Annotated in this window: 12 protein-coding genes and 2 pseudogenes; 11 read left to right on the forward strand and 3 right to left on the reverse strand. The window is 74.0% G+C overall.

What is annotated here, in order from left to right; all coding sequences use genetic code 11:
• From KK617_RS17455 to KK617_RS17485, 7 genes and pseudogenes are all read left to right on the forward strand, one after another.
• Positions 1 to 454 (forward strand): annotated as a pseudogene (locus KK617_RS17455) (hypothetical protein); the annotation flags it as partial.
• An 85-nt stretch (positions 455 to 539) separates the two neighbouring features.
• Entirely contained in the window at positions 540 to 950 is a 411-nt protein-coding gene (locus KK617_RS17460; protein WP_277501448.1) for a YbaB/EbfC family nucleoid-associated protein, read from the forward strand.
• A 16-nt stretch (positions 951 to 966) separates the two neighbouring features.
• The gene (gene recR / locus KK617_RS17465; RefSeq protein WP_277501449.1) at positions 967 to 1566 is read left to right on the forward strand and encodes a recombination mediator RecR; all 600 of its coding nucleotides are present in this window, start codon (positions 967 to 969) and stop codon (positions 1564 to 1566) included.
• Entirely contained in the window at positions 1559 to 2257 is a 699-nt protein-coding gene (locus KK617_RS17470; protein WP_277501450.1) for a DUF5063 domain-containing protein, read from the forward strand. Before recR ends, KK617_RS17470 begins: the two co-directional genes overlap by 8 nt.
• A 127-nt stretch (positions 2258 to 2384) precedes the next feature.
• Entirely contained in the window at positions 2385 to 3653 is a 1269-nt protein-coding gene (locus KK617_RS17475) for an aspartate kinase (RefSeq protein WP_277501451.1), read from the forward strand.
• A 7-nt stretch (positions 3654 to 3660) separates the two neighbouring features.
• The gene (locus KK617_RS17480; RefSeq protein WP_277501459.1) at positions 3661 to 4698 is read left to right on the forward strand and encodes an aspartate-semialdehyde dehydrogenase; all 1038 of its coding nucleotides are present in this window, start codon (positions 3661 to 3663) and stop codon (positions 4696 to 4698) included.
• A gap of 61 nt (positions 4699 to 4759) precedes the next feature.
• On the forward strand, positions 4760 to 5176 hold the full coding sequence (locus KK617_RS17485) for a DUF3151 domain-containing protein (protein ID WP_277501452.1): 417 nt from the start codon (positions 4760 to 4762) through the stop codon (positions 5174 to 5176).
• 120 nt (positions 5177 to 5296) lie between these two features.
• On the opposite strand, the gene lysS is transcribed toward KK617_RS17485, so the two are convergent.
• Complete coding sequence (gene lysS / locus KK617_RS17490) at positions 5297 to 7069, reverse strand: lysine--tRNA ligase (protein WP_277501453.1); 1773 nt, start codon at positions 7067 to 7069, stop codon at positions 5297 to 5299.
• A 295-nt stretch (positions 7070 to 7364) separates the two neighbouring features.
• Here lysS and KK617_RS17495 point away from each other — a divergent pair, with 295 nt between their 5' ends.
• Entirely contained in the window at positions 7365 to 8345 is a 981-nt protein-coding gene (locus tag KK617_RS17495) for a helix-turn-helix domain-containing protein (protein WP_277501454.1), read from the forward strand.
• A 50-nt stretch (positions 8346 to 8395) separates the two neighbouring features.
• On the opposite strand, the gene KK617_RS17500 is transcribed toward KK617_RS17495, so the two are convergent.
• A complete protein-coding gene (locus tag KK617_RS17500) occupies positions 8396 to 9328 on the reverse strand; it encodes a diacylglycerol kinase family protein (protein ID WP_277501455.1) in 933 nt (310 codons plus the stop codon).
• A gap of 131 nt (positions 9329 to 9459) precedes the next feature.
• Between KK617_RS17500 and KK617_RS17505 the strand changes: the two genes are divergently transcribed.
• Positions 9460 to 10749: an adenylosuccinate synthase gene (locus KK617_RS17505; RefSeq protein ID WP_277501456.1), complete on the forward strand. Its 1290-nt coding sequence runs from the start codon at positions 9460 to 9462 to the stop codon at positions 10747 to 10749.
• 86 nt (positions 10750 to 10835) lie between these two features.
• Here the strand turns inward: KK617_RS17505 and KK617_RS17510 are convergent, their stop codons facing one another.
• On the reverse strand, positions 10836 to 11189 hold the full coding sequence (locus tag KK617_RS17510) for a helix-turn-helix transcriptional regulator (protein ID WP_277501457.1): 354 nt from the start codon (positions 11187 to 11189) through the stop codon (positions 10836 to 10838).
• Positions 11190 to 11278: 89 nt separating this feature from the next.
• On the opposite strand from KK617_RS17510, the gene KK617_RS17515 reads away from it, so the two are divergent.
• Together KK617_RS17515 and KK617_RS17520 are read left to right on the forward strand one after the other, a co-directional pair.
• Positions 11279 to 12499, forward strand: coding sequence for an MFS transporter (locus KK617_RS17515; protein ID WP_277501458.1), 1221 nt, complete (start codon positions 11279 to 11281; stop codon positions 12497 to 12499).
• 279 nt (positions 12500 to 12778) lie between these two features.
• A pseudogene (locus KK617_RS17520) lies at positions 12779 to 12880 on the forward strand (IS481 family transposase); the annotation flags it as partial.

Raw genomic sequence — 12880 nt, forward strand, 5'->3', positions numbered from 1 at the left:
CGGCCGTGGTCCGGCCGACGGCGCGGCGGCCGACGGCGGCCACGACCCGTGGGCCCGCCCGGCCGACACGGAGCCCGCGCAGGGTGAGGAGCGCCGTACCGGGGGACAGGCCGGGGGACGGGCCGGGGGACAGGTCGACGGCGCCGACCGCGCCGGCGGCGCCGGCAGGGGACCGGCCGACGACCGCAGCGAGCGGGACCAGCCCTCCGACGCGCCGCAGCGCGACACCCCCGCCGCCACCCGGGGCGCGCGGCGTCCCGCCGACTTCCCGTCGCCCGGGGGCGCTCGGGCCACCGCGGGCACCGCGCCGGAGCCGCCGGCGTGGATGGACGAGGACCCCGACGACGCGGCGTCGCCCGACGACCCCGACGACGACACCCCCGAGCTGGCCGGCACCGAGCTGCTGCAGCGCGAGCTCGGCGCCACCGTCATCGAGCAGATCCGCCACGACTGAGCGCGGGCGTGCCGCCGTACGCTCGACACCGCGCGTCCCCGACGGGACGCCCACCGACGCAGGAACCACGACCGAGGAGAGCGCCATGAGCCAGAACCCCTTCGACCCCGCCGGCGGCGGCAACCCGATGGGTGGCCTCGACATGGGCGCCCTCCTGCAGCAGGCGCAGGCCATGCAGGAGCAGCTCGTCGCGGCGCAGGCCGAGCTCGAGCAGGCCGAGGTGACCGGCACGGCGATGGGCGTCAACGCCGTCGTCACGGGCGCCGGCGAGCTGCGCGGCGTCACCATCCCGGCGGGCACGTTCGACGGCGGCGACGCCGAGAGCCTCGAGGACCTCGGCGACGCGATCGTGGCGGCCTACCGCGACGCCCGTGCGCAGGCCGACCAGCTCGCGGCGGAGAAGCTGGGCCCGCTCGCGGGCGGTCTCGGCGGGCTCGGTGCCCCCGGTCAGGAGCCGGGCTCGACGCCGGGCCTGCCCGGCGGCATCGGCTTCTGACCGGCGGAACCCCTCGGTGTACGAAGGCGTCGTCCAGGACCTGATCGACGAGCTCGGCCGCCTGCCGGGCGTGGGGCCCAAGAGCGCCCAGCGCATCGCGTTCCACCTGCTCGCGGCCGACCCGACCGACGTGCGGCGCCTCGCCGACGCGCTGGTCGAGGTCACCGTGAAGGTGAAGTTCTGCCGCATCTGCTTCAACGTCTCCTCCGACGACGAGTGCCGCATCTGCCGCGACCCGCGACGCGACCCGTCGGTCATCTGCATCGTCGAGGAGTACAAGGACGTCGTCGCGATCGAGCGCACCCGCGAGTTCCGCGGCCGCTACCACGTGCTGGGCGGCGCGATCAGCCCGATCGACGGCATCGGGCCGGAGCAGCTCCACATCCGGGAGCTGATGGTGCGCCTCGCCGACGGGGCGGTCACCGAGGTGATCCTCGCGACCGACCCCAACCTGGAGGGGGAGGCCACGGCGACCTACCTGACCCGCATGCTCAAGCCCCTGGGGTTGCGCGTGACGCGACTTGCGAGTGGACTGCCGGTGGGCGGGGACCTGGAGTACGCCGACGAGGTGACCCTCGGCCGGGCGTTCGTGGGAAGGCGATCGGCAGATGAGTGACGTGCACGCGGGAGACGGCGTCGTCTTCGACCTGACGGGCGTCGAGCCCGGCGACGGCGACGGCAGCGACGCCGTCCTCGACCTCGCCGGCGGCGCACCGCCGCCCGTGGACCCCGAGGCGGCCGAGCTGGCCGGGCAGATCGCCGACCAGGTCGCGAGCTTCCTGCTCGCGCTGCGCGCGATCGCCCAGGAGGAGGACGCCGGCCGGGCGGTCTCCCTGCTGCTCCTCGAGGTCTCGCAGGTGCTGCTCGCCGGGGCCCGCCTCGGTGTGCAGCGCGACTTCGACCCGGCGGAGGAGTTCGAGCCCGACGCCGGGCCCGACCCCGACCTCGACGAGCTGCGGCTGCGGCTCGCGCGGCTGCTCGACGGCGTCGACCTCTTCACCGAGGTGTTCGACCCCTACACGCTCGACGCCGAGGGGCGCACCGAGCTGGTGGAGGCGAGCCTGTCCGACGACCTGACCTCCGTCGCCTCCGCGCTCGCGCACGGCCTGCTCCACTTCCGGGCCGGCCGCGTGATGGAGGCCCTGTGGTGGTGGCAGTTCTCGTACGTCGCGAGCTGGGGCAGCGAGGCCTCGGGCGCGCTGCGCGCCCTCCAGTCGATCGTGGCCCACGACCGCCTCGACGCGGACTTCGCGGGCGAGGTGGAGCGCGTGGCCGCCGCCGACGAGATGCTCGAGCGCCGCGGCTGAGCCCGGCCCGGGCCCCACTGAGACGCGAGACCGGCGCCCGGCCGCGCGCCGGTAGGATCGTCGCTGGTCAGGGCGGAGGCGTCGGCACGGCCGCCGCCCCGCGTCGTACGTCCGGGAGGGATCACCTGTGAGCATTGTCGTGCAGAAGTACGGCGGCTCGTCCGTGGCCGACGCGGCCGGCATCAAGCGGGTCGCCCAGCGGATCGTGGCGACGAAGAAGAAGGGCCACGACGTCGTCGTGGTCGTCTCCGCGATGGGCGACACGACCGACGAGCTGCGCGACCTCGCCGAGCAGGTGACGCCGATGCCGCCGCCGCGCGAGCTCGACATGCTCCTGACCGCCGGCGAGCGCATCTCGATGGCGCTGGTGGCGATGGCGATCACGCAGCTCGGCTACGAGGCCCGGTCGTTCACCGGCTCGCAGGCGGGCGTCATCACCGACTCCGTGCACGGCAAGGCCAAGATCATCGACATCACGCCGGGCCGCCTCGAGCAGGCGATCCGCGAGGGGTCGATCGCGATCGTCGCCGGGTTCCAGGGCGTCAGCCAGGACACGAAGGACGTCACGACGCTCGGCCGGGGCGCCTCCGACACCACGGCGGTCGCGCTGGCGGCCGCGCTGGGCGCCGAGGTCTGCGAGATCTACTCCGACGTCGACGGCGTCTTCACCGCCGACCCGCGCATCGTGCCGAAGGCCCGCAAGCTCGACCGCGTCTCCACCGAGGAGATGCTCGAGATGGCCGCGAACGGCGCCAAGATCCTCCACCTGCGGTGCGTCGAGTACGGCCGCCGCCACACCATGCCCATCCACGTCCGCTCCACCTTCTCGCAGAAGGAGGGCACCTGGATCATCCCCGAGCAGCAGGGAGCTCCCATGGAGAACGCGATCATCTCCGGCGTCGCCCACGACACCAGCCAGGCCAAGATCACGGTCGTCGGTGTGCCCGACAAGGTCGGCGAGGCCGCCCGCATCTTCGAGACGCTCGCGACCACCGGCGCGAACCTCGACATGGTCGTGCAGAACGTCTCGGCCGCCTCGACGGGCCGCACGGACATCTCCTTCACGCTGCCGCGCGAGGACGGCCAGACGGCCGTGACCGCTCTCGCCGCCCTGCAGGAGCAGGTCGGCTTCGAGAAGCTGCTGTACGACGACCAGATCGGCAAGGTCTCCCTCATCGGCGCCGGGATGCGTTCGCACCCGGGCATCACCGCCAAGTTCTTCGCCTCCCTGGCGGCGGCGGGCGTCAACATCGAGATGATCTCCACCTCGGAGATCCGGATCTCGGTCGTCATCGACGGCACGCAGATCGAGGACGCGGTGCGCGCCACGCACACGGCGTTCGACCTGGACGACACCGAGGGCGAGGCCGTGGTCTACGCCGGGACGGGGCGCTGACGTGGGCGTGCGGCTGGGCGTCGTCGGCGCCACCGGGCAGGTGGGCGTCGCCATGCGCCAGATCCTCCTCGAGCGCGGCTTCGAGGCCGACGAGGTGCGGTTCTTCGCCTCCGCGCGGTCCGCGGGGACGGTGCTGCCCTTCGGTGACCGCGAGATCACCGTCGAGGACGCGGCGATCGCCGACCCCACCGGGCTCGACATCGCCCTGTTCTCCGCGGGCGCCACGACGTCGCGGGCCCAGGCGCCGCGCTTCGTCGACGCCGGCGTGATCGTCGTCGACAACTCCAGCGCGTTCCGCAAGGACCCCGCGATCCCCCTGGTCGTCTCCGAGGTGAACCCGGGCGACGCCGCGGGCGTCATCGAGGCGAGCCGCGGCATCATCGCGAACCCGAACTGCACGACGATGGCCGCGATGCCGGTGCTCAAGCCCCTGCACGACGAGGCGGGCCTCGTGCGGCTCGTCGTCTCGACGTACCAGGCCGTGTCGGGCTCCGGCGTCGCCGGCGTCGAGGAGCTCGCGACGGGCATCGAGCAGGCCGGTGACAAGGCGCGGGAGCTGTCCTACGACGGCCAGGCCGTGGCGTTCGCCGAGCCGGGGATCTACCGGCGCACGATCGCCTACAACGTGCTGCCCTTCGCCGGGAACCTCGTCGACGACGGCCTGAACGAGACCGACGAGGAGCAGAAGCTGCGCAACGAGTCGCGCAAGATCCTCGGCATCCCCGAGCTGCGGGTCTCCGGCATCTGCGTGCGCGTGCCCGTCTTCACCGGTCACTCGCTGTCGGTCAACGCCGAGTTCGCCCGGCCCCTGTCGCCCGAGCGCGCGACCGAGCTGCTCAGCGGGGCGCCGGGCGTCGAGCTCAGCGAGATCCCCACGCCGCTGCAGGCCGCCGGCAAGGACCCGTCGTACGTCGGGCGGATCCGCGCCGACGAGGGCGTCGACGACGGCCGGGGCCTGGCGTTCTTCGTCAGCAGCGACAACCTGCGCAAGGGTGCCGCGCTCAACACGGTGCAGATCGCCGAGCTGGTCGCCGCCGCGCGCTGAGTGCGCCCGCCCTCCCGCCCTCCCGCGCCCGGCGTCCCGCGGGCGTGGGAGGCTGGGGCGCATGAGCCCCGTCGACCTGATGGCCGGTCCGCCCCCGACCCGCCTGCCCGAGGACCCCGCCGCCGCCGAGCTGGCCTCCGACGCCCCCGCGGCCGTGGTACGACGCCACCCGGCCTCGCCGTTCGCGTGGGCGGCGCTCGCCGAGCAGGCCCGCGACGCGGGCGCCGACGACGTCACGGTCTACGCGTACGCGCGGGTGGGCTACCACCGCAGCCTCGACGTGCTGCGCCGCAACGGCTGGAAGGGGCACGGCCCGGTGCCGTGGGACCACGAGCCCAACCGCGGCTTCCTCCGCGCCCTCGCGCTGCTCGCGCTCATGGCGCGCGCCATCGGCGAGACCGCGGAGTGGGAGCGCTGCAGCGAATTCCTGCGCGACTCCAGCCCCGCGGCGTACGACGCGCTGCTCGGCGACGCCTGAGCCCAGGGACTACCGCCCGGACGCGGCCGCACCCCACCCGCGGACGTCATTCGGATCGAGGCCCCTGGCCTGCGGTTCGCATGACGTCCGCGGGTGCGGTCGTCGAGGAGGGGAAGGCGCTCAGGCGCCCTGGACCAGGCTGCTGACGGTCTCGGGGCCCAGCGCCAGGACGAGGGTCGGCAGGCGCGGCCCGCGCTCGGCGCCGACGAGCAGGCGGTAGAGCAGGCGGAAGAACGCCTTCTGGTCGGCCTTGACCTCGTCGGTCGGCTGGTCGTCCAGGCCGAGGCCGCGGGCGAGCTTGGGCACGCCGTACACGACCGTGGTGACCCGGTCGAGGTCCGGGCTGCCGTCGGTCCACGCGCTCGGCAGGTGCTCGAGGAACAGGTGCAGCCACTGCCGCTCGAGGTCGCCGAGCCCGGCGAGCAGCTCGCGGTCGGGCGTGGTGCGCACGGTCGTGCGGTCCTCGGCGGGCACGAACTCGTGGGTCCACGTGATGGCGCGGCTCAGCCGCGGCTCGAGGTCGGCGACGGAGGAGTGCTCGTGGCCGAGGTCGCCCACGAGGCGGCTGATCTGGTCGGCGCTGCCCGCGGTCACGTCGGCGATCGACGACAGCGTGCGGAACGGCACCACGACCGGCGGCGTCGGCAGCGTGCCGGCGCTCGAGGTGGCCGAGGCCCGCTCGAAGGCCAGCACCTGCGCGTCGCGCTTCGCCGGGTCGGCGGCCTTGCGGCCCAGCGCGTCCCACTCGTCGTAGAGGCGCACGACCTCGGGGCCGAAGTCGACGGTGAACGCCTGCTTGGGCTGGCGGCGGGCGTAGAGCCAGCGCAGCACCGGCGCCTCCAGCACCCGCAGCGCGTCGGCCGCCGTCGGCACCCCGCCCTTCGAGGACGACATCTTCGCCATGCCGGCGACCCCGACGAACGAGTAGCCGACGAACGACGGCGCGCGGCCGCCGTACAGCTTCACGATCTCCTTGCCGACGGTGTACGACGACCCCGGCGACGCGTGGTCGACGCCGCCCGGCTCGAAGTCGACGCCCTCGACCGACCAGCGCATCGGCCAGTCGACCTTCCACACGAGCTTGCCCTCGGGCTGCGTGCGCACGTTCGTCACGTGGGAGTCGCCGCAGGAGTCGCAGGTGTAGGCGAGGTCGGTCGTGGCGTCGTCGTACGACGTGAGGGTCACCGTGTCGCGCCCGCAGGTGCGGCAGAACGGCTTGTAGGGGAAGCGGGCCAGGTCGCCGCCCTGGGTGGGCTCGTCGTCCTGCGCCACCGAGTCCTCGAGGACGGCGGCCTCCTCGGCGGGCACGTCCGCGGGGACGTCATCGGCGACCGGCTTCTTCGTGCGGTGGCGCGCGAGGACCGCCTCGATGGCGTCGCGGCGCTCGATGGCGTGGAGCACCTGGTCGGTGTAGGCGCCGGCGGTGTAGCGCTCGGTCTGGTCGACCTCCTCCATCGTGCAGCCCATCTCGGCCAGCGCGGCGCGCAGCGGGGCCTTGAAGTGCTCGGCCCACGAGGCGTGGCACTCCCACGGGTCCGGTACGGCGGAGAGCGGCCGGCCGACGTGGGTGGCCCACGAGGGGTCGACGCCGGCGGGCACCTTGCGGAAGCGGTCGAAGTCGTCCCAGCTGTGCAGGTGCCGGGTCGGCACGCCGCGACGGCGCAGCTCCTCCACCACGAGGTGGACGGTGAGGAACTCGCGCAGGTTGCCGAGGTGGATGGGGCCCGAGGGGCTGATGCCGGAGGCGCAGGTGACGACGGTGCCGGCCTCGGCGAACGCGGCGGCGACGCCGGCGTCACGCGGGTCCCCGCCGGCGTGACGCACCGCGTCGTCGGCGGCGCGCGTCACCCAGTCGGTCGGCTCGGTGGCGGGGGAGTCGGTTCGTCGTGCCATGCCTGCTTCGTCGCCTGCTTCGTCGCTCGGGGGTCTCGCTGGGCCGGTCGGCCGCCGGCAACGGTACCGGGGATCGGACCCCGGAGCGGCGGCGAGGCCCGGGAACGAGCGAGGGCGCCTCACCGCTTCCGGTGGGCGCCCTCGTGACACATCCGCCCGTCCCCCGACAGGCTTTCGTCGCATCCCCCGCGGCGCGACGCGTGCGTCGAGCCCGATCCTCCCACTGACCTCATCGGGACACCTGGCTCCGACGAGCCAGTGGCATCAAGTGGCCAGCGACGTCTACGGTGGCGCGGTGGCAGCCCGCCGTCCCGCGTTCCTCGACGAGCTCGGCCTGACCCTCCAGGCCGAGGACCTCTACTGGCGCGTCCACGGACGGACGGGAGAGGCGCTGGCGGACGTCGCCGCCATCTTGACGACCACGCCCGAGCGGCTGCGCGCCGACCTCGCCCCGCTCGTGGCGCTGCAGGCCGTGGAGGTCGACGCCGACGACCGCCTCGTGGTGCCGGAGATGGGGGTCGTCGTGAGCCGCCTGCTGGCCGACGAGGGGGAGCGCATGCGGGTCGCGGCACGGCGCGTCGAGCAGCTGGCGGCGGCCGTCCCCTTCGTCGCACCGCCCGCCCCCGAGGTCTCCGCCGACGGCACGCCGCTGAGCGGGGCGCGCGTCGAGGGCGTCTCCGCCCCGCACCTCATGGCCCGGTGGATCGAGGAGTCGTCGGGCGAGCTGATGTTCCTGCGCCCCGACCAGTGGCGCACCCGTCAGCCGGCCGCCCTCGCCGACGCCCTGGCGGAGGCCATCGCGGCCGGTCGCACGGCCCGCGCCATCTACCCGGCCCGCGCACTGGAGGAGGCGCCCGAGACGCTCGCCGAGCGGGCGCGGATGGGCGAGCAGATCCGCGTGCTCGCCCAGGTGCCCACACGGCTGTTCGTGGTGCCGGGCACCCACGCCCTGGTGCCCTACATGCCGGGCTACGCCTCGCCGCGCCTGCTCGTCGTGCGCGAGCGAGGCCTCGTCCTCATGCTGGCCCGGCTGTTCGAGCAGCTGTGGGAGCGCGCCCTGCCCGTGCCCGACCTCGACCTGCGGGGGGCACGCGACAAGGGGCGGCGTCTCCTGCTCCAGCTGCTCGCCACGGGGGCGGGCGACGAGCAGATCGCGCGGTCGCTGGGCGTCAGCCTGCGGACGGTACGGCGGCGCGTCGCCGACCTGCTCATCGAGCTCGGGGCGGACTCGCGCTTCCAGGCGGGAGTCGAGGCGGCCCGGCGGGGCTGGCTCTAGGCCCGGTCGGCCGCGGAGGTCCGGCGCGGGGGCGCTCAGGCTGCGGGCGCTCAGGACGAGGGGACGGCGCCGTGCGGCAGCGTCATCCGGTACGCCGCGGGCTCGAGGCGCCACGTGCGCTGCCGCTCCGGGCCGGAGATCTCGCCGTCCGCGGAGCACCAGAACGGCTCGCCGGCCACCGAGACCGTCGTCGCCCGCTCGTAGAGCACGTCGTCGCGCTCGTGGTGGCGTTGCAGGGCCATCGACGCGACGTACCCGAGCTTGGCCACGGGGCCGGTGGTGAAGGAGACCATCACGTCGGCCCGGCCGTCGCCGATCTCCGCCTCGGGGGTGAGGGCGGCGCCGCCGCCCACGCTGCGGCCGACGCCCACGGCGACCATGAGGACGGGCTCGTCGAGGTCGGCCACGGTGCGGCCGTCGACCTCGACGTGCAGCCGCACGTGCGGCGGGTCGACCGCGGCGAGGGCGGCCCCGATCGGGTACCCGAGCTTGCCGAGGTTGACCTTCCCCACGCCGATGCCGCCGAGGCGCTCCTTCCAGCGGGCCCCGCGGCGGCTCGCCTGCGCGCCGGCGCCCACGTGCACGTTGTTGACGACGACGCCGCCCAGCTCGTCGACGAGCAGGTCCACCGGCTGCACCTCGCCGTGGAGCACGACGCGCGCGGCCTCCTCGATGTCGAGCGGGATGCCCGCACCGCGGGCGAAGTCGTTGCCCGTGCCCAGCGGCAGCAGGCCGAGGACGTGGTCGCCCAGCTCGTTGCGGCGGTGCAGCGCCGTCACGACGGCGTGGAGCGAGCCGTCGCCGCCGGCGACCACGATGCGGCGCGACCCGGCGCGGTGCAGCACGCCGTCGAGCTCGCCGGGGTTGGACGTCGCCTGGACCTCCACGGAGGCCTCCGAGCGCAGCACGGTGAGCGCCTGCTCCAGCGTCTCCTCGTCGGAGGTGCCGGCAGTCGCGTTCGTGATCACCAGGAGGGGGTCCATCGCCGCGACCCTATCGGGCCCCGCGGTCCCTGGTAGCGTGACGCCGCAAGAGCCCTGGTGAACTCGGAGCCGCTGCTGCCGACGCCGGGGCTCTGGCGCTGCCAGGCACCCGTACGACGAGAGGGGCTGCGATGCCCGCGATCATGATCCTCGGAGCCCAGTGGGGCGACGAGGGCAAGGGCAAGGCCACCGACCTGCTGGCCACCACCGACTCCATCGACTACGTCGTGCGCACGAGCGGCGGTCACAACGCCGGTCACACGATCGTCGTCAACGGCCAGAAGTTCGCGACGCACCTGCTGCCCAGCGGCATCATCACCAAGGGTGCGACCTGCGTGATCGGCAACGGCGTCGTGGTCTCGCCGGAGGCGCTGTTCCGCGAGCTCGACGAGCTGGTCGGCCAGGGCGTCGACGTCGCGGACCTCGTGGTGAGCGCGAACGCGCACGTCATCGCGTCGTACCACTCCACGATCGACAAGGTCACCGAGCGGTTCCTCGGCAGCAAGAAGATCGGCACGACCGGGCGCGGCATCGGGCCGGCGTACGCCGACAAGGTCAACCGCGTGGGCGTGCGCATCGCCGACCTCTTCGACGAGAAGATCCTCACCCAGAAGGTCGAGGCGGCGCTCGAGACGCGCAACCACCTGCTGACGAAGGTCTACAACCGCCGCGCCATCGAGGTGGCCGCGGTGGTCGAGGAGCTGACGTCGTACGCCGAGCGGCTGCGCCCGATGGTCGCCGACACCTCCCTGCTGCTCAACCAGGCGCTCGACGCCGGGAAGACGGTGCTGTTCGAGGGCGCGCAGGCGACGATGCTCGACGTCGACCACGGCACGTATCCCTTCGTGACGTCGTCGAACCCGGTGGCCGGCGGCGTCTGCGTGGGCGCCGGCGTCGGCCCCACGCGCATCGACCGCGTGATCGGCGTCATCAAGGCCTACACGACCCGCGTCGGCTCCGGCCCGTTCCCGACCGAGCTGTTCGACGCCGACGGGGAGGCCCTGCAGCGCATCGGCGGCGAGGTGGGCGTCTCGACCGGTCGCACGCGGCGCTGCGGCTGGTACGACGCCGTGGTCGCCCGCTACGCGACGCGCGTCAACGGCCTGACCGAGTTCTTCCTGACCAAGCTCGACGTGCTCGACAGCTGGGAGCGCATCCCGGTCTGCGTCGCCTACGAGGTCGACGGCCAGCGGGTCGAGGAGATGCCGCTGACGCAGACCGACTTCCACCACGCGACGCCGGTCTACGAGTACTTCGACGGCTGGCAGACCGACATCTCGGGTTGCCGCACCTTTGACGAGCTCCCCGCCAACGCGCAGACCTACGTCAAGGCGCTCGAGGAGCTGTCCGGCGCGCCGTTCTGGGGCGTCGGCGTGGGTCCGGGCCGCGAGCAGACCATCGTGGTGAACCCCGGGCGCTGAGCCCGGGGCCGAGTCGCCGCGCCTCCGCCGCGCCCCCGCCGCGCCCCAGGGCGGCGCGGCGGCGTACCGGGTGGTGCGGGGGCCCCTCAGGCGAGGCCGGTGAGCACCGAGGGGAGCAGGCCGGGCAGGCGCTCCTCCACCTCGTCGAGGCGCAGCCGCTGGTGGAGCGTGCCGTCGACGTAGGTGCGCTCCGTGAGGCCCGCCTCCCGCAGCACCTTGAAGTGGTGGCTCGCGGTGGACTTGCCGATGTCGTCGTAGAGGGCGCTGCAGCGCTCCGAGCGCTCGGGCGAGACGGCCATCCGGCGCACCATCTCGAGGCGGACGGGGTCCGCGAGCGCGGCCAGCACGACCTGCACGGGCGCGACCTCGGCGACGGCGGGCAGGCCCGGGACGGGGGTGCAGACGTCGGTCGCCGTGCTGCGGGTCACCTGGTCGGTCACGTCCCGTCCTCCATCGCGGTTCGATGTTCGTCGAACGTAGGCTACTGTCTCCTTCGTTCGACCATGATCGAACCTATCAGGAGGACCGCATGAGCACCCCCGCCCGCTGGCCGTACGCCGCGCTGCTCGGCCTGACCGCGGTGGCGCTCGGGGTCTCCGCCGCTCCGGCGCCGCTCTACGGCATCTACGCCGACGCGTGGGACTTCGCCCCGATCACGACGACGCTGGTGTTCGCGGCGTACGCCGTCGCGGCGCTCGTCAGCGTCCTCGTGGCGGGGTCGCTGTCCGACCGGTACGGGCGGCGGCCCGTGCTGCTGGGCGCCATCGGTCTCGTGCTGGTCGGGCTGGCCGTCTTCGCCCTGGCCGGCGGGGTGGCCGCGCTCGTGGTGGCGCGCGTGCTGCACGGACTGGGTGTGGGGGCCATCGTGGTCGCCGGGTCGGCCGCGCTGCTCGACCTGCGCCCCGGGGCCGGGGCCCGCGCTGGGCTGCACTCCGGCGTGGCGTTCAACGTCGGCATCGCCGCGGTGGTGTTCCTCGTCGCGGTCGACGCGCAGCTCGACCTCGCGCCGCTCGTCACGCCGTACGTGACCCTCGCGGTGCTCATCCTCCTCGGCGGCGCGGCCGTGCGGGCCATGCCGGAGCCGCACGCCGACGACCGGGCGGTGCGGCTGCACCTCGCGCGCCCGCAGGTGCCGCGGGGGATCGCGCCCGACTTCCGCTTCGCGGCGCTCGGCGTCATGGCGTCGTGGTCGGTGCTCGGGGTGTTCCTGTCGCTGTTCCCGACGATCGCCTCGCACGCGGCGGGCACCACCGACCTGCTGTTCGGCGGCAGCGTCGTGGCGGCGTCGGCGGCGACCGCCGCGGTCAGCCAGCTGGTCGGCTCGCGGTGGCCGGCGCGGCACGCGGCCGTCGTGGGCGACCTCGGTACGGCGGTCAGCCTGCTCGCCTGCATCGGCGCCGTCGCCTGGGGCGACCCGGTCGTGCTGGTGGTGACGTCGGCGGTGCTCGGCTTCTTCTTCGGGCTGGCGTTCGGCTCGTCGCTGCGCCACCTCGGCCAGGTCGTGCCCGCGGCGCACCGCGGCGAGGTGATGTCGGCGTTCTACGTGCTCGCCTACTCCGCCATGGCGCTGCCCACGATCCTCGCCGGCTGGGCGGCCACCGTGTGGGGCGCCGCCGACATCTTCGCGCCGTTCATGGTGCTGGTCGCGCTCGCCTGCACCGCCGCGGGCGTGCTGGGCCTGCGCGTGCGCGGCACCGCCCCGGACGAGGATCTCGCGCCCGAGCCCGCCGCTGGCGGCGCGGCCGTCTGAGGCGGCGGGGTTCGGCTGGTCTCGAGGGGTTGCGAGAGCAACCCACCTCGACCACCGGGGGTCCCGGACGTCAGGTGCCGCGCGTTACCGGTGGTCGAGGTGGCCGCGCTTGTCCGGTGGTTGAGGTGGCCGCGCTTGTCCGGTGGTTGAGGTGGCCGCGCTAGCTGTGATGTCCAGGGAGGTTGTCCCGCTACCTGGCGGTGAGCCTGTCTGACAGGCGAAGGCCTCCGGTTGTGAAGTGGAGCTGTCGAGGTACCGCTTCACCCACCGGAGGCCTTCATGTCCCACGCTAACGCCGCACTGACCCCACGCGCTCGTCTACGTCTTGCCCGCCTGATCGTGGAAACCGGCTGGACCCACACCGCTGCCGCGAAGATGTTC

It is taken from the genome of Nocardioides sp. ChNu-99, from assembly GCF_029493445.1.
In the GTDB taxonomy this organism is placed as follows: Bacteria; Actinomycetota; Actinomycetes; order Propionibacteriales; family Nocardioidaceae; genus Nocardioides.